We start from the raw sequence: 18,919 nt of genomic DNA, 5'->3' as shown, positions 1-18,919 counted from the left end.
CGGAACATTCTCCAAAACAGATATGCGTTGGTTCCACGACCTGAGTACCTCCGCGAAGCTCCTCTTCGCATTCCTCGTGCTGCTGGGGTTCTCCACCTTCCAGGGGCTCTTCGCCATCGCGCGGATGGATGCCATGCGCGGTGCCTCCGATGAGGTGTCCCTGGATCGGCTGCCGAGCATCATCCATCTCGCTGATGCGTCCGATCGTATGTCGAGCTTCCGCCGTGCCGAGCTGTTGCACTCGCTCGCTCGGGATGAAGCGCTCCAGAACGATTACGAGCGGCGGATGCGTGACGACCGCGAGAAGCTCGAGCAGAGCCTCGCGCGGTTCGAGTCGCTCAGCTCCTCGGAGGAGGAACGTCGCGCACTCGAGGAGTTCAGACGCCTCTGGAAGCGCTACGAGGCCGATCACGACAAGATCATCGAGTTCTCGAAGGCGAAGCAGATCACCGAGGCGCTGGAGCTCATCACCAATCATTCGCACCACAGCTTCACCTCGGCGAACACCCAGCTGCAGGCGTTGAGGGACATCAACTACAAGGCCAGCCAGACGGCGGTGGGGAACTCGAACGCCACCCACGAGGATGCACGCGGGTGGATCCAATGGGTCCTGGGGGGCAGCCTCGCCGTGTGCCTGCTGTTCTGCTTCTTCGTCACCCGGGCGATCTCCAAGCCGCTGGCTCGGGCGGTGGAGGTGGCGGATCGCATCGCCGAGGGGGACTTCACCGTGCGCATCTCCTCGGAGACGCGGGACGAGACGGGCCGGTTGCTGAGCGCCCTGGAGCGCATGGTGCGGAAGTTGGACCAGGTCATCGGTGAGGTGCGGCAGGGAGCCAACACGTTGGCCTCGGCATCGGCGCAGGTGTCGGTCTCCTCGCAGAACCTGTCCAGGGGCACCAGCGAGCAGGCCAGCAGCGTCGAGCAGGCCACCTCCAGCCTGGAGCAGATGACGGTCAGCATCACGCAGAACCGGGACCACGGCCGGCAGATGGAGCAGATGGCGGTGCAGGGCGCGCGGGACGCGGAGGAGAGCGGCAGGGCGGTGAAGGAGACGGTGGGGGCGATGAGCTCCATCGCGCGGAAGATCTCCATCATCGAGGAGATCGCCTACCAGACGAACCTGCTGGCGCTCAACGCGGCGATTGAAGCGGCGCGAGCGGGGGAGCACGGAAAGGGCTTCGCGGTGGTGGCCACGGAGGTGCGCAAGCTGGCGGAGCGGAGCCGGACGGCGGCGAAGGAGATTTCGGAGCTTGCCTCCAACAGCATGAAGGTGGCGACGCACTCGGGAGAGCTGCTGGCGGAACTGGTGCCGTCCATCCGGAAGACGGCGGACCTGGTGCAGGAGGTGGTGGCGGCGTCGGTGGAGCAGGCCAGTGGGGTGGGGCAGATGAACAAGGTGATGGGGCACGTGGACCAGGTGACGCAGCGCAACGCGTCGGCCTCGGAGGAACTGGCATCCACGGCGGAGGAGCTGTCGGCGCAGGCGGAGGCACTCAGTCAGTTGGTGTCCTTCTTCCGCGTGGGGGATGGCGCCGAGCGCGACTTCCATCCCCGGTACCTTTCTTCCGCGGGCTCCGAGGGGCACGGGTTGAAGGTGGCGGCGTGAGCGATGGCATCCGGGAGGAGCGGGGGGCCGGGCTTCTCCCCGAGCCATCACCGCTCACCGACAAGGAGTTCACCGGCTATCAGCGGCTCGTCTATCGCGAGGCGGGCATCTGGCTGTCACCGGCGAAGCGGGCGCTGCTGGTGGGGCGGGTCTCGCGGCGGTTGCGTGAGCTGGGCGGGCTGTCGTTCGGCGCCTACCTGCGGAAGGCGGAGGAGGACGCGGAGGAGCGGGTGCGGCTGCTGGATGCCATCTGCACGCACGAGACGCACTTCTTCCGCGAGCCCAAGCACTTCGAATTCCTGGAGCGCGAGGTGCTGCCGCGGTGGCGGGAGCGGGGTGACACCGGGAGCGGCGAGGGGCGGCGGGTGCGGGTGTGGAGCGCGGGGTGCTCGACGGGAGAGGAGCCGTTCTCCCTGGCCATGGTGCTGCGCCACCACCTGCCGCCGGAGGAGGGCTGGGGCATCCAGATCCAGGCGACGGACCTCTCCACGCGCGTCCTCGAGCGGGCGCGCCAGGCGCTCTGGCCCCTGGAGAAGTCCGAGGAGATTCCGAGGCACTACCTGCGTGCCTACATGCTGCGGGGGACGGGCAGCCAGGAGGGGAGGATGAAGGCGGGCCCCGAGCTGCGCGAGCTGGTGCGCTTCCAGCGGGTGAACCTGAACGATGGCCAGGGGGTGGTGGGGCGCTTCGAGCTCATCTTCTGCCGCAATGTCCTCATCTATTTCGATGCGGCCTCGAAGGAGCGGGCGGTGGAGCGGCTGTTGAACCATCTGTCTCCCAACGGGTTGCTGTTCCTCGGGCACTCCGAGAGTCTCTCGGGTCTGGGTTGGCGCGTGCGCACGGTGATGCCTACCGTCTACGCGCCGCGCGGGTAGCACATGATCTCAATGCTGCGGGTGCTCGTGGTGGATGACTCGGCGGTGGTGCGCCAGGGCGTGCTGATGCTCCTGGAGCGCGTGCCGGGTATGGCGGTGGAGGTGGCGTCGGATCCGCTCATCGCGCGCGAGAAGATGAAGCGCCAGCGGCCGGACGTCATCCTGTTGGACCTGGAGATGCCGCGCATGGACGGGCTGACGTTCCTGCGCGAGCTGATGCGGGAGGACGAGCCGATTCCGGTGGTGGTGTGCTCGGGGCTGGCGGGGCCGGGCTCGGAGCTGGCGGTGCGCGCGCTGGAGGAGGGCGCGTTGGAGATCATCGCCAAGCCGTCACTGGGCGTGGGGGAGTTCCTGCGCGAGTCGCGGACGCGGCTCGTGGAGGCGCTCCGGAACGCGGCGAGGGCGCGGACCCGCCTGGCGCGGCGGGGGCCTCCGGTGCGTCTGGAGCCGGAGCCGCTGGAGCAGCGGCCAGCGCCCTCCCTGCTCGCGGTGACGACGGACAAGGTGGTGGCGGTGGGCGCCTCCACGGGCGGCACCGAGGCGCTGAGGCAACTGCTGGAGCCGATGCCTCCGGACTGTCCGGGGATCGTCATCGTGCAGCACATGCCGGAGCTGTTCACCTCGGCGTTCGCGAGGCGGCTGAACGAGCTGTGCCGCATCGAGGTGAAGGAGGCCGCGCAGGGAGACCGGGTGCTGCAGGGAAGGGCGCTCATCGCGCCGGGCAACCGGCACCTGCGGGTGCGGCGCACCGGTGGGCACTACCAGGTGGAGCTGCTCGACGGAGGCCGGGTATCGGGACACAAGCCGAGCGTGGACGTGCTGTTCCAATCGGTGGCGCGAGCGGCGGGGGAGAACGCGGTGGGAGCACTGCTGACGGGGATGGGGGATGACGGAGCCGACGGGCTGCTGGCGATGCGGCAGGCCGGGGCGACCACCATCGCCCAGGACGAGGCGAGCTGCGTGGTGTTCGGCATGCCGCGCGCGGCCATCGAGCGGGGAGCGGTGGATGAAATCCTCCCGCTCGGGGCCATCTGCGCGGCCGTGTTGCGCCGGGCCCGTCAAACCCGAGCGCCCCGCTGAATTTTCTGCGAGGAGACCACCCACCTGAGCGTGCTGGACGGCCAGCCCCTGGCGTTGTTGCCGTGAGCGCCGAGCGCTGACAGGCCCTTCTGGGAGCTTCCGCCGCCGGGGGGGGGACCTCCAGGGAGCGGGTCGTTTCCAACTCCCCCTGAGCCCGAGGAGCCGCCCCTGTTGCCTCCCTGGCGGAGGGCCTCCTCGAGTCGTCTCTCCAGCTCCCGGATGTCGAAGGGCTTGCGCAGCGAGGCGAAGGCGCCGAGCTGGCGGTGCTGCGACTCCTGCCGGTCGAGGTCCCGGTGGGCGGAGATGAGGATGACGGGAATCTGGATGCCCCGCTGGCGCAGCTCGACGAGGACGCGCGTGCCGTCGAGCACGGGCATCATCAGGTCGAGCACCACGACATCGAACCGCTGTTGGCTCAGCAGTTCCAGCGCGATGGCGCCGTCCTCGGCGGGAGTGACCGCGTAGTTGGCCTCGAGCAGCAGCGTGAGCGAGTCGAGGATGTCCGGGTCGTCGTCGACGAGCAGCACTCGCTTCATGCCCGTCCCTCCTCCCGTGCCTCGGGAAGGAGGAGGGTGAGGGTCGTTCCCCGTCCCAGCTCGCTCTGGATGCGGAGCCCGCCACCGTGGGCCTCGATGATTTCCTTCACCAGGGACAGCCCGAGCCCGAGCCCGGGGTAGTTCTCGGCGGAGACGTTGCTCGCGCGGAAGTAGCGCCGGGGCAGGGAGGGAATGTCGGCGGCGGGAATCCCGATGCCGGGGTCCTTCACGGACAGCGCGAGGCCCGGGCCCTCGCGAGCGAGGGTGACGTGGATGGTGCCTCCCTTGGGCGAGTACTTGACCGCGTTGGTGAGCAGGTTGTTCAGCACCTGCTCCATGCGCTGGCGGTCCGCCAGGACGCGGTGGGCGCCCGGGGGGAGGGTGAGCTCGAAGACGTGGCGCTGCTGTCCCCGGGAGCGGAACGTGTCGGTGTCGCGATGGGTGGCCACGACGGCCTGGACGAACTCGGTCAGCTCCAGCTCCTCCTTGCGCATGACGAGCGGCAGTTCGGCTTCCAGGCGGCCGGTGTCCTCCAGATCCTGCACCAGCGAGGAGACCCGCTCGAGCTGCGCGTTCAGCCGCAGGAGCGGGCTGCTCGTCGCCAGTGCCCCCTGCGCGAGCTGCCGGCGCAGCGCCTCCATGTACATGCGCATCGAGGTGAGCGGAGTGCGCAGCTCATGGGTGGCGAGCGCGAGGAACGTCGCCTTGGCCCGGTCCGCCTCGCGGCGCTCGTGCACGTCCACACAGCTGCCGATGAACCCGGCGAACTGGCCCGAGTCGTCGGTGAAGGGGACGCCCCGGTCGAAGATGTAGCGGTAGACGCCGTCGTGGCGTCGCAGCCGGTACTCCATCTCGAAGGCGGTGCGCCGCTCGAAGTTCGAGAGGTAGGTGTCCACGCACCGGCGCAGGTCATCCGGGTGGACACCCGAGACCCACCCGTCTCCCACCTCCTGCTCGAGCGTGCGCCCCGTGAAGCGCAGCCACGTGGCGTTGAAGTAGTTGCATTGGGCGTCCAATCCGGAACGCCACACCATTGTCGGAGCGTGCTCGACCAGGAGCCGGTATTGATCGGGGGGGAGTGATGTTTCCATGGGGCGTGCGAGCGAAGGTGCTGGTGCGTTCTAAACCTTCACCGGCCACTTTTTGTTTGTGATGGAACCTTCTGTTCGCTCCTCTTCAGGCCGATAGACGGGCGCCTGACAGTCCGACCTGCTCTTCACTCCAGGACCAGAGGCGCTCGGCGAGCGCCGGGTCCCTCGCCTGCTTGGACACGGAGGCGATCTTCTTCTTGTAGAAGTACTCGCCGGAGACGTGGGTGAGCTCCGGGCTCGAGGCCAGGTACACGGACGTCTCCGCGCCCTGGGCCGGCGTGAGGAAGAAGAGCTTGAGGAAGCTCATGATGGCCCCGCCGAAGCCCGTGTTCCGGTCGACGCCCAGGCGGGTCCCGACCCCTCCGGGGTGCACGCAGTTGGCCGTGACGGAGGTCCCGCGGAGCCGTTGCGCGAGTGCCTTCGTGAACAGGACGTTGGCGAGCTTGGACTGCGAGTAGCTCTTCCACCCGTTGTAGCCCCGGGTGAGGAACGGGTCCTCCCAGTGGATGGATCCGGTCTTGTGCGCGCCCGAGCTGAGATTGATGATCCGCCCCTGGGGCGCCCGCTCGAGCGATTCACGCAGCAGGTGGGTCAGCAGGAAGTGGCCGAGGTGATTGACCCCGAGCTGCATCTCGAAGCCGTCACGGGTCGTCTCCCGCTTCAGGCAGATGACTCCCGCGTTGTTGATCAGCACATCCAGGGTGGAGTGCCGGGCCCGGAAGGACGCGGCGAACTGCCGGATGCTGTCGAGCGAGCCGAGATCGCACTGCATGAGCTCGAGCTTGTCGGATCGGCTCTGCCGGCGGGCCTCGGAGAGGGCCTGTTCACCTCGCTCGGCATTGCGGCAGGCCATGACGACGGTCGCGCCCCGGCGGGCCAGTTCGATGCTCGTGGCGAGTCCGATGCCCGAGTTGGCCCCGGTCACGATGACGGTCTTGTTGTTCATGGATTCGCTCCTGGCGGGTGAAGTGCTTCTTCCCAGGTGCGTGCCTACCCTGGGGAGGAGGGGGCCGGAAGAGGGAACGGAACATGCGATGGCTCACTGTGGTGGGATTCACGGTCCTGGGGCTCGCGGTGGGGGCGGGCTGCCGCGAGCGGGAGGAGGCTCGCACGGCGGCTACTCCAGCGGCGGAGCGGGCGGTGGAGGATCCGCTGACGGGCTCGGTGGCGGGAACGGTCGCCCAGGCCACCGGGAGCGCGCTGCATCTGCGTGAGGCCGACGGCAAGCGCATCGTCCTGAACACGGACGGACAGACGCGGGTGATGCGAGACGGACAGCCGGTGGGGCTGGAGGCGCTCCAGCCCGGGACCGAGGTGCGCGCCTCCTACGTCATCAGTGGGACGGACTGGATGGCGCGCGAGGTGGATGTGGTGCCCCCCGCGGCGAAGTGAGGCGCCGCGGGTTTCGAGTCGGTGGAGGGTTCAACCGGACCCGCGAGCTGGTGCAAGCTGTTCCGCCATGAATGCTACCGGTACCGTGTTGGTGTTGTCCCTGCTGGGCGCGTCGCCCGCTTCGTCGGCGGATCCGCTCTGTGCGAATCGCGCGCCCTGTCGCGTCGTGGAGACGCTCGAGGCGGGCAAGGACGCGCAGGGCCGCCCCCTGCAGGTGAAGCAGCTGGACCTGGGGTGGGCGGACGTGGAGACGGCGAGCCAGTCCGTCGGGCGTCGGTTCGGTCCGGGTGGACGCAAGGCCCAGGGTTCGCGGTCGGAGGGGCAGTGCGAGGCCGCCGAGTGGTGGCTGATGCGTCCGTCCCAGCCGGCCCAACTCCTGCTGTCGGTGTGCAACGACGGCTATGGCATCGGGGGTCTGGGCGAGGACTCGGTGACGGTGGTCGACAACTATTTCACCCACACGCAGTCGGGCGGCAGCCGTGAGCGGTGGTCGCACGCGCGCACGCTGCAACTCTCCCCACTGCGCCTGACGAGCGAGAGCCGTCGGTCCTCCGACGCCCTGGCCTCGGAGGGAGGAGAGAGTGGCGACTTCTGGGACCATCAGACGCTGCGCGGCGAGGTGATCGTCGCCGCCCCCACGTGCGAGCCGGGTGAGTCCTCGCTGGGGGAGCGGACCCTGCCATACCTGCCCCAGGTGAAGGTGGAGCCGGCGTACCTCCAGGGCGGGTGGAAGCAGGCGGGGCTCGGTGAGTGTGGTTTCAGCTCGGGCCACTTCCTGCTGGGCAACCAGGATGATCCGAAGGACGCGTCGCTGAAGGCGCTGCTGGTGGCGCCGGACACGCTGCTCGTCGAGGTACGTGACGACAAGTGGACGGGCCCGAGCGCGAAGTGGCTCAACGACGACCATGTCGAGCTGTGGCTGGCGCCCCAGGCACCCCAGGAGCTCACGGGCTGTGGCAAGCCCACGGACGCGCAGAAGCCCTCGCAGTGGGGCATCCGCATCGCCGATGGCCGGGTGTTCCCCGCGTTCGGCTCGCCCAAGCAGACCCTCCAGGTCGAGCGCGCGGAACTGCCCGGCAAGCGGGGTTACGTCCTGAAGCTGAAGCTGCCGCCCTTCAAGGGCATCAGCGTCGTCTACAGTGACAGCGACAGCGGGAAGAAGCAGGAGCTGATGCTGGCCACCAGTCCGGTGAAGTTCGGCCGGCCCGAGACGCTCAACCCCGTGCGCGTGGTGCCCCCCGAGGAGGCGACGTGCGCGGTGAAGAACGGGCAGCTCTCGGTGGTGCAGGGGCCGCCGCTGAAGTCCGAGCCTGACGTGGCCGTGCTCCGGTTGCCGTAACTCCAGCGGAAGACCCTCTCCCGGGTCCTCTCATCGAAGCTGGGGGCCACCCGGGAGCTCCGTGCCCAGAGCCCTTGCGTCAGAGGGGCTCGGAGGGAGCGGGGGCCTCGGTGTCCTCGGCCAGGGCGCGGCGGAGCGCGGAGGCGCCGTCCTTCAGGATGGGTTCTCCGTGGGCGAAGCAGAGCACCTCGATGGGCAGGTGGTCGAGGATGCGCTGGATGCTCATGCGGGTGCGGCCGGGAGCGTCCTGGTACTGGTTGTCCACGAAGCGCGGCGTGCCCTTCTCGACGTGGGTGAGGAGGTCCGAGAGGAAGATGACGCTCCGGGGCCGCTCCATCCAGAGGGAGTACATGGACTCGGCGGGGCCGGGGGTGTGGTAGGCCACGAGTCCGCCGGGGAGGTTGTCGCCGCCGGCATAGGTGGCGTCCGGTGTGTCCTCCAGGCCGTACGCGTCCTGCGGTGCCCAGACGGGAGCGCCGAACACCTTGCGCAGGTGCCACGCCGCGCGCTGGTGGTTGCCGGCGGTGAGCACGATGGCCTCCACCCGGCCCAGCTTGCGCAGTGCCTTCTCGTCGATGGGCAGCGGGTCGATGAGGGTGACCGCTCCGTCCTCGGCCACCACGGCGTAGGCATCACTCTGCACGCCGCCGATGCGATCATCGCTGACGTGCCAGCGATGGATACCGGGGAGGACCTGAACCGTGCGGTGGGCTCGTTCCTTGGGCTCGCTCATGCGGCAAAGCTAGGCACCCGTGCGCCCGCGGCGTGAAGCCCCGGTCGCTCGGGCCCTTCCTGGGCGAGGGGCTTGCCGTCCCGAGCACGTGGCCTCGGGGGCTCCCAGTTTTGGGGGTGCAGGAGGGAGCCCATGCGAGCTGTCAGCCCCCGAGGCGCCAAGGCGTTCTTCCAGATGCTCCGTTACTTGCCCGCCCGGTGGCCGCGCCGACGGGCCAGGGGGCGGGTGGCGCGACTCCTCGAAGGGCTCTCCGCGCGCTCGGTGGCGCCACCCCATCACCGGCTCGTGAGGCAGCTCTTCCTCCGGGCGCTGGGGGGCCTCTACCTCATCGCCTTCACCTCGTTGGGGAGCCAGGTACGGGGCCTCTACGGCTCGCGCGGCATCCAGCCCATGCGGGACCTGCTCGCCTCGCCACGGCTGCTCGCGTTGGGACGCGAGCGTTTCCACCTGCTGCCCACGCTGTTCTGGCTGGACGCGTCGGACAAGACGTTGGTGCGAGGCATCCGCGTGGGCCAGGTGCTGTCCGTGGCGGTGATGATGGGGCTCGCCCCCCAGGCGGCGCTGATGGGACTGTGGGCCCTCTACCTCTCCTATGTCTCGGCGGGGCGCGAGTTCCTCTCCTTCCAGTGGGACGCGCTGTTGTTGGAGATGGGGGGGCTCGGAATCCTCACCGCGCCCGCGGGACTTCGGCCGGGGCCGGGCCGTTACGAGCCCTCCGCGGCGCAGGTGGCGCTGCTGCGGGCGCTCGTCTTCCGTCTCTACCTGGGCTCCGGGGTGTCCAAGCTGAAGTCGGGCGACAGGACGTGGCGCGAGCTCTCCGCCTGCGACTACTACTACGAGACGGCGCCGCTCCCCACGCGCGGCGGTTGGTACGCGCACCACCTGCCGAGGAAGGCGCAGCGGTTCTCCACGTTGTCGGTGCTCGCGCTGGAGACGGTGGGCCCGTTCCTCGCCTTCGCTCCCAGGCCGTTGCGGCTCGCGGGCTTCTGGCTCTTCGCCGGGCTGCAGGGCGCCATCATCACCACGGGCAACTACGGCTTCTTCAATGTGCAGTCGCTGGTGCTCGGCCTGTGGCTGCTGGATGACGCGTCCCTGCGCCGCCTGCTGCCGTCCCCGCCTCCCGCGAAGCCGAGGCCCGTGTGGCGCACGGTGGGGGCGTGGCTCCCCGCGGCGCCGCTCCTCGTCCTGGGGGCGAGCGAGATATTGACCCGCTTCGAGCGTCCGCGTCGCCTGGCGCCGAGGTGGCTGGACTGGCTGGAGATGAAGGCCCGTCCGTTGCGCCTGGTGAACCCCTATGGCCTCTTCGCGGTGATGACGGTGCGCCGGCCGGAAATCGCCCTCGAGGGCTCCGACGACGGTGAGACGTGGCGCGAGTACACCTTCCGCTACAAGGTGAGCGACCCGGACCGGGCGCCGAGGCAGGTGGCTCCGCACCAACCCCGGCTGGACTGGCAGATGTGGTTCGCGGCGCTGGGCTCGCCCCCCACCTGGTTGCTCGCCCTCCTGCTGCGTCTGCTCGAGGGCTCTCCCGATGTCCTGAAGCTCTTCGCCCACAATCCCTTCCCCGAGCATCCGCCGCGCTACATCCGCGCCGTCCTCTACGACTACCGGATGACGGACCTGGAGACGCACCGGCGGACGGGGGCCTGGTGGACCCGCGAGCGGCTGGGGCTCTACCTGCCACCGCTGAGCCTCGCCCCGAGAGGGATGACCTCCCGGCTGCAGTGGCACGCGGAGGAATGAGGGCTCAGCGGCTGGGGGCGGGGGAAGGCTGTGTCACCGGATGCTCGGGCGCCAGCGGCTCGTCCTCGGCCTCGGGCGCGGGCGCGGAGTCGGCGTAGACGCCGCGGTACGGGCGGGGGAGCAGCTCGGCCACCCGCCGCATCATCGCGTCGGTGAGGGCCTGGCGCGGGTCCTCGGCCCCGATGGTTTCCGCCTCGAGCTCCTCCATGCGGAACGGCGGGCCGAAGCGGACGGTGAGGTGGGCCCGGCGCACCTGCTCCCGGCCCATGTCCCGGTCATCGATGGGCATGAACTTTTCCGTCCCGGTGAGGGCGACGGGCACGACGGGGACTCCCGCCCGCCGGGCGATGAGGCTGGCCCCCTTCTTGGCCCGGGTGAGCGCCCCCGTCCGGCTGCGGCCCCCCTCGGGGAAGATGAGGACCGAGTGGCCCGCCTTGAGCGTCTCCACCGCGCGCTTGAGGGGCTCGATGTCCGCCGAGTTGGGACGGATGAAGATGGTGTCCACCGCCTCGGTGCCGAGCCGGGTCATCACGGTGCTCTGCAGCTTGATGCCGGCCAGGAAGTACACCTTGCGGGGCCGCAGGGCCCGGTCGAGTGTGAATCCATCCGCGTTGGAAAGATGGTTGCAGATGAAAAGACAGGGCTCATCGGGGATGTTCTCTCGACCGAGGACCTGCTGGGTGGTGCGGAGGTTCCACACGGTGTCCATCAACCCGCGGACGGCGGCCCTGCGAGGGCGTGCCGGGAGGCGGGCGAGGAGCGCGAAGACGTTGTGAATCACGAACGGGTCCCCCTGTTGGCCACGAGCGTGAGCAGCGTACGCCCTTCGAGCGAACGCCGTCCCGCGGGAGTCCATTCCACCGTCTGGCACCGGGCAGAAGCAGGCGGACGGCCGGGCGAGCGGGCTCGCAAATGATTGCGCGCGGGTGGTATCGAAATACAGTCGTGTACGCCTCCGTTCGAGACGCGCGCCGTACGCCCGCAAGCCCTCCTACCGCCGCCGTGAAGATGCCGACGTCCATTCGCCCGCTGCTGTTGCTATCCGTCCTCGTGCTCGGAGCGTGCCGTTCCGCCCCGGCCACGCTCTCGCTGGAGCTGCCGGAGAACCGGCCGCTGCACGCTTCGGGGGAGTCCATGGTGCTCCAGGCCGTCGCGCTCGATGCGAAGGGCCAACCGGTGGAGAACCCCAAGCTGCGCTGGGTGAGCTCGGCACCGGAGGTGGCCACGGTGGACAACGGGGTGGTGGTGGCGCGCAGGTCCGGAAAGACGACCATCGCCGCGGCGTCCGGCAAGGCCCGGGCCGAGGTGGAGGTGCAGGTGTCCATTCCGAGTCTGGTGGACATCCGGGTGAATGGGGCGGACTTCCTGTTGGTCGGCAACTCCATCCCCATCTCCGCCGTGGTGAAGAACGAGCTGGGCAAGCCGTTGCAGGATGTTCCGCCTCAGTGGCGCTCCAGTGACGAGTCCGTGGCACGCGTGGAGAACGGTCGGTTGATCGGCGTGGCGCCGGGGCGAGCCACCATCACCGCCACGGTGCCGCCGCTGAGCCGCAGCCTGCCGGTGCAGGTGGTGCGCTCGGACTTCGCGCGGGTGGAAGTGGACCCGACACACCTGGTCTTCAAGAAGGCCGGGCAGACGCTGCAACTGCGCGCCAAGACGTTCAACAACCGGGGGGTGGTTCTCAGCGACGTGCCCGTGTCGTGGTACAGCTCGGACTGGTCGGTGGCGACGGTGTCCCCCACCGGGCAGGTGACGGCGGTGGGTCCGGGGCGCACGGTGGTGACGGCCACCGCCGGCCGGCGCAAGGCCGCGGCCGAGGTCGTCTTCGAGGCCAAGACGGCCAACCGCTGAACCCCGAGGTGGCCGGCACCCTTCTCCAACCCCCGACGCCTGGCGCTTTGCCAGGGGCCACTCTCAGCGAGCGTCCGAGGCGGACCTGGTGGGCTCCGGCGACTGCCGCTTGCCCCTGCCCTGCTTGACCGGCGGAAGCGCCTGCTCGGCGGGATCCGGCGGGCAGGCTGGAAGCGGCCCATTGACGGGCGGCTGGATGGTGAACTCGACGCGGCGGTTGAGCGCCATGTTCGACTCGGAGTCGTTGGCGGCCACCGGGCGGCTGCGGCCGAAGCCAGCCGAGCACAGGCGCTCCACGGCGATGCCGCTGTCGAGCAGGAAGTTCATCACGCTCGCGGCGCGGCGGCGCGACAGGTCGTTGTTGTAGGCGTCGCTGGCGCGCGCGTCCGTGTGGGCCTCGACGAGCACCCGCTGGATCTCCAGGTGCTTGAGCAGCTCGCTGGCTACTTCCTCGAGGATGGGGAAGGACTCGGGGAGGATGACGTCCTGGTCCGTGGCGAAGTGGACCTGGTCGAGGATGACGATCTTGTTTCCCTCGACGCGCGCGAGCGGGCAGCCATCGCGGCCACGCGAGCCCATGGGGTGCTCGGGGCAGCGGTCCAGCCGGTCCACCACGGCGTCGCTGTCCTTGTCGGTATCGGGGCAGCCGCCGTTCTCGACGGGGCCGGCGGCGCTCGGGCAGCGGTCGCCCTCGCCGATGACGGAGTCCCCATCCGGGTCCACGGGCGGCGGGGGCGGAGGCAGCGGCTCTGGCGGCTCCTTGAAGCGCTCGATGGCCTCGTACTCCTTGGTGATGGCCGGCACCCAGATGATGGAGGTGAAGAGGCGCAGCGTGGGCGCTGTCAGCGAGCAGCCGCAGCCGGCGCCACCGCCAACGGTGAAGGTGAGGCCGAGGCCGCTGTACCAGCGCAGGCCGAGGAGGAACTCGGCGGGGATCTGCCGCACATCGTCGGGGAACTTGTCCAGGGGCGTGCTGCCGGACAGCGTGCTCACTGCGGTGACGCCCCAACCGCGGACGATGGGCACCTCGGCGCCAATCCCGAAGGTGGCGGCGTTGCCCCACTTCACACCGGCGAACTCACGCGGCGGGCGCAGCCAGACGCCCGCGTTGAAGGCCAGGAGGATTCCCGACTCGAAGCGGTAGTCCATCATCAGGCCGGGCGTCCATGTGGTGGCGCCGTCACTGGTGAAGGCGTCCTGGATGCCCGTGGGCAGGCCCATGCCGAAGGTGAGCGCTCCGCCCCACCCCGAGCCGTCCGGCTCGCGCAGCAGGCCGGGGATGGCCACCTTGGTGGTGAGGCGCAGGTCTCCGGGGGTAAAGGACTGGATGAAGCCTTCGGTGCCGATGGCCTCCAGGTTGTCCGAGCTCTGGAACATCACCAGGGGCATGTCCAGTCCGAGCTCAATCCAGTCGAGGAGCCCCACGGACGCCATGACGTCGAGCTGGAGGCGGTTGCCCACGATGCTCAGCGCCTTGGAGTTGGTGCCCGCGGTGACGAGCACCAGGGGATCCAATGCGAAGTTGAGGTAGGCACCGCCGGAGACGGAGAGGTGCGAGATGGGGCGGGTCTGGCCGACGGTGACCAGGTCCTGCGCCGCGCCGAACGGACGGAAGGCCTGGACGTCGAAGCGGGCGTCCTGCGCGGAGGCGAGCCCCGTTGTGAGGAGCCCCACGGCGAGGCCGAGGGGGATGAAGACGGAGCGCTTCACGCGGCGCCTCGCGGGCGGAGGGCCAGGAAGGCCGCCACCAGCAGGAGCAGGGCGATGCCGCCGGGAGTGCTGTCCGCGGTGGTGCCGCAGCAGAAGGCGCCCCCCTGCGCTTCGGTCCCGGGCTTGCGTCGACCGCGCTCACACTGCTGGGTGGCATCCGAGCAGTGCTGGACGCCGAGGCAGTCGTTGCTGTCGTCGCACGAGGTGGTGCAGACGTTGAGGGCGGTGTCGCAGGTGCCGCCGCAGGGGCAGTGGGCATCGGCGAAGCACTGGACGCAGGTGTCGCCATAGCACACCGAGCCCTCGGTGCAGCTCACCGAGCAGGTGGAGGTGCCGCAGGTGCGCGTGGTGGGGTCGCACGTGCCACCGGGGCCGCAGTCGGCGTTCTCTCGGCAGCCCACGCAGGAACTACCCGCGGAGGTACCGTCGGTGATGCAGAAGGGCGCCTCGGAGGGGCAGGCCTCGCAACGCCCACCGCAGCGCTTGTCCGTGGTGCACGAGGCGCATTCACCACTGAGGCAGAACTTGCCGTCACCGCACTCGAGGTCCGAGCGGCACTCGACGCACACCTGGCCGTCCAGGCAGTAGGGCCGGTCGGAGGGGCATTTGGCGCACTGAGCGCCGCAGCGCTCCGAGGTGTTGCACTCGGCGACCTGCTCTACGCAGCGGCCGTTGGCGAGGTCGCACTTCTTGCCGTCGGCGCAGTCGCCATCATTGGAGCACTCCACGCAGGTGGGGGAGGCGCCGGGAGTGGGCGCGGCACACTTGAGCCCGCCGGGGCAGCAGTTGCAGGAGTTTCCCGCGCAGCTGTCCTGGGTGGAGCAGGCCTGGCAGGTGTTGTCCGCGCAGACCTGTCCGCGCGGGCACTGAGCGTCCGTGGTGCACTCGTGGCACTCGTTGTCGGCGCCGCAGTGCTGGCCACTGGGGCAGTGGTCGTCGGTCTTGCAGCCGCGGCACTCGTTGGTGGTCGGGTCGCAGCGGCCATTCGGGCACTGCGAGTCATCCGTGCACTGGACGCAAGTGTACGTGCCGTTGCGGTTGAGGCACTCGGGGGTGGAGGGGCCGCAGGGCGAGCAACTGGGGCCGCAGAAGAAGGAGGTCTCGCAGGGCGCGCACAGCGCGGCTCCGTTGCAGTAGTAGCCCGGGTCGCATCCGTTGTTGCCAGCCCTGTTCGCGAACTCGCGGTTGCACTGCTGGCACTGGTCCAGATCCGGGTACGACGGGCGCCCGTTCTCCGTCTGGTAGAACGCGGTGGGGCTGGCCAGGGAGAAGCCCGCGTCACTCAGTCTGATGACGGGCGCCTCGTTCGCCGGCCTCTCGAAGTCGCTGAACGTCCCGACCAGGATCGCCAGCTCAAGCGCGGCGTGCTCACCCACCTCCGCGTAGAGCACCTCGACCGGGTAGAGGCCCGCCTTCGCGAAGGTGACGCTATTGGTCGTGCGATAGGTCGGGAACCCGAGCCGCGGTGGCCGGTTGATCACCTGATAGGCGCGGGAGCTCCTGTCGTAGATGGCGAGCGCCACCGCGTCATCCGCGTAGAACCCGAAGTGGACCGGCAGGCCCAGCATGTCCGAGGTGACGTTCAGGTAACCACGCAGGCGGCTGCCGAAGGGCGAGGCAGGGTCCACACCGTAGAAGTCGCAGCCCCCGCTCGGGCAGCCCGACACGGCGTTCTCGTAGTCGCCGTAGCTCAGCTTCAACCCGGAGGTGTTGTTGTTCGAGAGATCGAACAGCGTCCGGAGTACCGACGTGACGCGGGCGTTGGGATTGGCGCTGTCGGGAGGACTCTCCAGGAAGGAGTTCAGCCCTCCACTGAAGCCGGAGTTGCTCTGTGGGAAGTCCACCCCCGGGTCGGTCGACACTCGCGACGCCACACACAAGCCAGTTCCTGGCTGTGTGGGCGAGGGGGCCACCGGATCTCCGGTGATGACCACGGTGGGCAACTGCTCGGCGCGGGCCGTCACGGCCAGCCCTACCAGCAACGTCGCCGCCAGAGCGGCCATTCTTCGGAAGAGGTGCACGGACACGGGCCGGGAAGATCCCCTGACCTAACCTCTCTGGTCAAGTAAAGGCCGGGGGGAATGTGGGGGGTGGAACGGAGTGTACCCGGCTCCCGGCTCGGCCTCTAGCGGTGGATGGCCTGGTGGACGGCTCACTCCTTCTTCAGGGCGACGGCCAGGCGGCCCAACAGCTTGATCTGCCCGGAGTCCAACTGACGCAGCACGCGCAACACCGCGCGGACCTCCGGCTTCTCACCCTGCTCGCTCGGTGGCTCGGCGAGCTTCAACGACCCATCCGGACCCGCCAGGCCCAACAACTCGTCCGCGGAAATCCTCAGCGCGCGGCACAGCCGCAGCAAGGTCGGAACGCTCGGCACCATGCCGCCGCGCTCGATACGGCCGTACACCTCGGTCACCAGGTCGACCATCTCCGCTACATCCGCCTGGGTGAGCTGCGCACGCAGTCGGGCCGAACGGGCGGCCTCCCCAATCGTCTTCGCCAGTTTCTTGTCCATTCCTGAACCCACCCTACAGTGTAGGCAAGGCGGAATACGACGCATCAGGTTGTCGGAACAGGACTGTAAAGGTCACTTGTTCAACCCTATTTCTAAAGTCACCCTGTTCTCTCCTGCTTCCCGCGAAGGCCGGAACACACGGCCTCCGTCCCCTGCGACCGACCCCATTCCCCCCTCGGGACAACCCATGTGCGAAGCACTCCCACCCGCCCTCGTGGTCCGCGAGATGCGGTTGGACACAGAATGCCCGGGGGGTCTGACACGGCGGGTGTTCAGGAGGAGATCCGCCAGGTCGTCTCGGACAGGGTGGAAGCGGTGCGAGCCCAGTCCGAAACCCGGGTGTCGAGGTGGCCGAGCAGGTCCGCGAAGAAGCGCCGTTCGAGCGCCTGGGCGAGGGTGGTGCCGTGGGCGTCGGCCCACTTCCGGGTGACGCGCTCGCGGATGTCCGCGCCCAGCAGGTCCACGAAGCGCTCGAGCAGGGGCGTGGACAGGAGCGTCCCGGCCCAGATGACGGCGTCGTGGCCGAAGCCGCCGGTGGCCACCGTCACCACCGCGGCCCCCGCCGAGGGCACCGAGTAGACGAGCGTGGTGAGGGTCTGCAGCAGCTCCTCGCGCATGCCGCCCTGCAGCTCCGTGCCCACCAGCCCCCGGCAGAAGGTGTAGAGGCTGTCGCGGTCCGCCGCATGGGCGTGGAGCGCCTCGAAGCCCAGGGGCTCGTCCAGGCGCGCCAGGTGGGAGGGGCCGAAGGACTCGGAGAGCAGCTCGCGCGTCCGGGCATCTCCGTGCCATGCGGCCACCTCCGGGGCGAAGAGCTCCACCATCCGCCGGACTCCATCCCGGAGGGTGTCCTCGGTCACCTGTACCACGGGGGCGGAGGTGGGCTCGGGGCCGGTGAAGGAGCGGCGCACCTGGCGCGAGAGGAAGGTGAGGGCGGTGGCCAGTCCCCGGAAGGGCAGGCGCACGTAGCGGTGGAAGGCACTGCGCGCGTCCAGCTCGTCGCGGAAGGCCTCCACCAGCACGTCCGCGGGCACCGCCTTGAGAGCCGCGTGACGGCCCACCGTGAGCAATTCGTGACGCAGTCGCTGGCGCAACCGCTCCGGTTCGTGGGCGGCGGCGGTGGCGGCCCGGGCCAGCTGCTCCATTTCCGCGCGCGCGTCCCGGAGCGAGGCCTCCAGGGCGCGGGCCTTGAGGGAGCGGACGTGCTCGGCCTCACCCAGCAGCGCGGCGAGGGAAGGGGCACCATCCAGCGGGTGCGTGGCGAGGGGCTTCTCTCCGGCCTCCACCTCCGGCTGGTGCGGGGCGAGGTAGCGCGCCAGGGGCGGGTGGCCCACGTCCGAGGCGAGCTTCTCCAGGTGCCCGCGCGCCACCTCCTCGCGCGTGGCCTCGTTGTAGACGAGCAGGTAGGGGCGCCCATGGCCCACGGCGGCGCGCAGGAAGTCCACCAGCGCGGCGTTCTGGTACGTCTGCCGGCTGACGACGAAGACGAGCACGTCCACGGTGACGAGCAGGGCCTCGGCGCGCTCGCGGTTGTCGCGGTAGACGCTGTCGAAGTCCGGCGTGTCCATCACCACCAGGCCCCGGGGTACCGCCTCGGCGAGGACGAGGTACAGGCGCCCGGCCGGCCCCGCCTGGTCCACCGGCGCGGCCTCACCCGAGGCCACGGGGACGATGTCGTAGCGACTCGTGAGGAAGTCCTTGAGCGAGCCCGTCCAGGTGTCCGGGTGCGCGGCGGCGAGGCACTGCTTGGTGAGGCCTCCCTCGGGACGGGCGGGGGACAGGGACGTGCCCACCAGCGCGTTGAAGAGGGTGGACTTGCCCACGTTGTTCGGCCCGGCGATGGCCACCAGCAGCAGGGGCGCGTCCGCGCCGCCCAATCGGGGCAGCAGGTCACGCCGCAGGCGCTCCAGGAGGCGACGGGCGGTGTCCGCGTCGGCGGCCTCCGGGAAGCTCTCGGGGGAGGGGAGGGTGTCGCGGGCGGACTCGAGCGCGGTGCGCAGGTGGGCGAGGTCTTTCATCCGTTCGCCCGGAAGACAGCACGTAGCGGGCCGGATGCCCATGGAAGACGTGTGGGGTATGTCGGCCCTGGACGAATGCCTCGGGCCACGAAGCGGGAGGCCGGCCTGGGGAAGGGCTGCTCCTGGGGGGGCGCGCGGACTGGGCGCGGAGCAGGCGGATCTCCCGGGCGGCCTCGTCCTCCAGCGCGGCGTGGGCGCTCGGGGCGATGGTGAGGGTCATGAGCACGGCCAGGGCGATGCGCTTCATGGGGTTCTCCAGCGGCCTTTGCAGCGGGTCGCGGAGGGGTATTACGACCGGCGTGCCAGGGCATCCGCCTCGGAAGGAGGCCGGTGCCTGGAGGGGCTCGGGAGGGGTCCGTGCCGGCGCGTCCCCGGGAAATGAGGGGAGAGGGGGACCGGTGCGGCATTTGGGGACTGGGGCGATCCGCCACAG

Annotated in this window: 16 protein-coding genes; 7 read left to right on the top strand and 9 right to left on the bottom strand. The window is 69.7% G+C overall.

Annotated elements, in window-relative coordinates; translation table 11 throughout:
• The first annotated feature begins 22 nt into the window (after nt 1-22).
• Genes JQX13_RS08825 through JQX13_RS08815 form a run of 3 tightly spaced genes read left to right on the top strand, consistent with a single transcriptional unit; the run spans nt 23 to nt 3,561 of the window.
• Entirely contained in the window at nt 23-1,606 is a 1,584-nt protein-coding gene (locus tag JQX13_RS08825) for a methyl-accepting chemotaxis protein (RefSeq protein WP_203408604.1), read from the top strand.
• A complete protein-coding gene (locus JQX13_RS08820; protein WP_203408603.1) occupies nt 1,603-2,481 on the top strand; it encodes a CheR family methyltransferase in 879 nt (292 codons plus the stop codon). Before JQX13_RS08825 ends, JQX13_RS08820 begins: the two co-directional genes overlap by 4 nt.
• A 12-nt stretch (nt 2,482-2,493) precedes the next feature.
• On the top strand, nt 2,494-3,561 hold the full coding sequence (locus tag JQX13_RS08815) for a protein-glutamate methylesterase/protein-glutamine glutaminase (RefSeq protein ID WP_275425014.1): 1,068 nt from the start codon (nt 2,494-2,496) through the stop codon (nt 3,559-3,561).
• Here the strand turns inward: JQX13_RS08815 and JQX13_RS08810 are convergent.
• From JQX13_RS08810 to JQX13_RS08800, 3 genes are all read right to left on the bottom strand, one after another.
• Nucleotides 3,540-4,097, bottom strand: coding sequence for a response regulator transcription factor (locus tag JQX13_RS08810; RefSeq protein WP_203408602.1), 558 nt, complete (start codon nt 4,095-4,097; stop codon nt 3,540-3,542). The two genes, JQX13_RS08815 and JQX13_RS08810, sit on opposite strands and share 22 nt — an antisense overlap.
• Nucleotides 4,094-5,131 carry a sensor histidine kinase gene (locus JQX13_RS08805; RefSeq protein WP_203408601.1) on the bottom strand — a complete coding sequence of 346 codons (1,038 nt, stop codon included), beginning with the start codon at nt 5,129-5,131 and terminating at the stop codon, nt 4,094-4,096. Before JQX13_RS08805 ends, JQX13_RS08810 begins: the two co-directional genes overlap by 4 nt.
• A 142-nt stretch (nt 5,132-5,273) precedes the next feature.
• Nucleotides 5,274-6,134 (bottom strand): SDR family oxidoreductase, encoded by an 861-nt coding sequence (locus tag JQX13_RS08800; RefSeq protein ID WP_203408600.1) that lies wholly within the window; start codon nt 6,132-6,134, stop codon nt 5,274-5,276.
• 83 nt (nt 6,135-6,217) lie between these two features.
• On the opposite strand from JQX13_RS08800, the gene JQX13_RS08795 reads away from it, so the two are divergent.
• A complete protein-coding gene (locus tag JQX13_RS08795; RefSeq protein ID WP_203408599.1) occupies nt 6,218-6,580 on the top strand; it encodes a hypothetical protein in 363 nt (120 codons plus the stop codon).
• 67 nt (nt 6,581-6,647) lie between these two features.
• Complete coding sequence (locus JQX13_RS08790) at nt 6,648-7,919, top strand: hypothetical protein (RefSeq protein WP_203408598.1); 1,272 nt, start codon at nt 6,648-6,650, stop codon at nt 7,917-7,919.
• A gap of 79 nt (nt 7,920-7,998) precedes the next feature.
• On the opposite strand, the gene JQX13_RS08785 is transcribed toward JQX13_RS08790, so the two are convergent.
• Entirely contained in the window at nt 7,999-8,652 is a 654-nt protein-coding gene (locus JQX13_RS08785) for an MBL fold metallo-hydrolase (RefSeq protein WP_203408597.1), read from the bottom strand.
• Between the two features lie 132 nt (nt 8,653-8,784).
• On the opposite strand from JQX13_RS08785, the gene JQX13_RS08780 reads away from it, so the two are divergent.
• Nucleotides 8,785-10,395: a lipase maturation factor family protein gene (locus JQX13_RS08780; RefSeq protein ID WP_203408596.1), complete on the top strand. Its 1,611-nt coding sequence runs from the start codon at nt 8,785-8,787 to the stop codon at nt 10,393-10,395.
• A gap of 4 nt (nt 10,396-10,399) precedes the next feature.
• Here the strand turns inward: JQX13_RS08780 and JQX13_RS08775 are convergent, their stop codons facing one another.
• Entirely contained in the window at nt 10,400-11,176 is a 777-nt protein-coding gene (locus JQX13_RS08775) for a lysophospholipid acyltransferase family protein (RefSeq protein ID WP_203408595.1), read from the bottom strand.
• A 227-nt stretch (nt 11,177-11,403) separates the two neighbouring features.
• Here JQX13_RS08775 and JQX13_RS08770 point away from each other — a divergent pair, with 227 nt between their 5' ends.
• Complete coding sequence (locus JQX13_RS08770; RefSeq protein WP_203408594.1) at nt 11,404-12,246, top strand: Ig-like domain-containing protein; 843 nt, start codon at nt 11,404-11,406, stop codon at nt 12,244-12,246.
• A gap of 63 nt (nt 12,247-12,309) precedes the next feature.
• Here the strand turns inward: JQX13_RS08770 and traB are convergent, their stop codons facing one another.
• From traB to JQX13_RS08750, 4 genes are all read right to left on the bottom strand, one after another.
• Nucleotides 12,310-13,956 carry an outer membrane exchange protein TraB gene (traB, locus tag JQX13_RS08765; protein ID WP_203408593.1) on the bottom strand — a complete coding sequence of 549 codons (1,647 nt, stop codon included), beginning with the start codon at nt 13,954-13,956 and terminating at the stop codon, nt 12,310-12,312.
• Nucleotides 13,953-15,959 carry an outer membrane exchange protein TraA gene (traA, locus tag JQX13_RS08760; RefSeq protein ID WP_203408592.1) on the bottom strand — a complete coding sequence of 669 codons (2,007 nt, stop codon included), beginning with the start codon at nt 15,957-15,959 and terminating at the stop codon, nt 13,953-13,955. Before traA ends, traB begins: the two co-directional genes overlap by 4 nt.
• Before the next feature lie 149 nt (nt 15,960-16,108).
• Nucleotides 16,109-16,471, bottom strand: coding sequence for a helix-turn-helix domain-containing protein (locus tag JQX13_RS08755; protein WP_203408591.1), 363 nt, complete (start codon nt 16,469-16,471; stop codon nt 16,109-16,111).
• A gap of 272 nt (nt 16,472-16,743) precedes the next feature.
• Nucleotides 16,744-18,486 carry a GTPase gene (locus JQX13_RS08750; RefSeq protein ID WP_203408590.1) on the bottom strand — a complete coding sequence of 581 codons (1,743 nt, stop codon included), beginning with the start codon at nt 18,484-18,486 and terminating at the stop codon, nt 16,744-16,746.
• Between the last annotated feature and the right edge of the window lie 433 nt (nt 18,487-18,919).

The organism is Archangium violaceum, assembly GCF_016859125.1.
Classification (GTDB): domain Bacteria; phylum Myxococcota; class Myxococcia; order Myxococcales; family Myxococcaceae; genus Archangium; species Archangium violaceum_A.
This window is presented reverse-complemented; position numbering and strand designations above follow the sequence as displayed.

Excerpts from the sequence above, each read along its gene's own strand:
- JQX13_RS08825 (WP_203408604.1), top strand. The coding sequence starts at position 23 with ATGCGTTGGTTCCACGACCTGAGTACCTCCGCGAAGCTCCTCTTCGCA.
- JQX13_RS08815 (WP_275425014.1), top strand. The coding sequence starts at position 2,494 with ATGCTGCGGGTGCTCGTGGTGGATGACTCGGCGGTGGTGCGCCAGGGC.
- JQX13_RS08810 (WP_203408602.1), bottom strand. The coding sequence starts at position 4,097 with ATGAAGCGAGTGCTGCTCGTCGACGACGACCCGGACATCCTCGACTCG.
- JQX13_RS08805 (WP_203408601.1), bottom strand. The coding sequence starts at position 5,131 with ATGGTGTGGCGTTCCGGATTGGACGCCCAATGCAACTACTTCAACGCC.
- JQX13_RS08800 (WP_203408600.1), bottom strand. The coding sequence starts at position 6,134 with ATGAACAACAAGACCGTCATCGTGACCGGGGCCAACTCGGGCATCGGA.
- JQX13_RS08795 (WP_203408599.1), top strand. The coding sequence starts at position 6,218 with ATGCGATGGCTCACTGTGGTGGGATTCACGGTCCTGGGGCTCGCGGTG.
- JQX13_RS08790 (WP_203408598.1), top strand. The coding sequence starts at position 6,648 with ATGAATGCTACCGGTACCGTGTTGGTGTTGTCCCTGCTGGGCGCGTCG.
- JQX13_RS08785 (WP_203408597.1), bottom strand. The coding sequence starts at position 8,652 with ATGAGCGAGCCCAAGGAACGAGCCCACCGCACGGTTCAGGTCCTCCCC.
- JQX13_RS08780 (WP_203408596.1), top strand. The coding sequence starts at position 8,785 with ATGCGAGCTGTCAGCCCCCGAGGCGCCAAGGCGTTCTTCCAGATGCTC.
- JQX13_RS08770 (WP_203408594.1), top strand. The coding sequence starts at position 11,404 with ATGCCGACGTCCATTCGCCCGCTGCTGTTGCTATCCGTCCTCGTGCTC.
- traA (WP_203408592.1), bottom strand. The coding sequence starts at position 15,959 with ATGGCCGCTCTGGCGGCGACGTTGCTGGTAGGGCTGGCCGTGACGGCC.
- JQX13_RS08755 (WP_203408591.1), bottom strand. The coding sequence starts at position 16,471 with ATGGACAAGAAACTGGCGAAGACGATTGGGGAGGCCGCCCGTTCGGCC.
- JQX13_RS08750 (WP_203408590.1), bottom strand. The coding sequence starts at position 18,486 with ATGAAAGACCTCGCCCACCTGCGCACCGCGCTCGAGTCCGCCCGCGAC.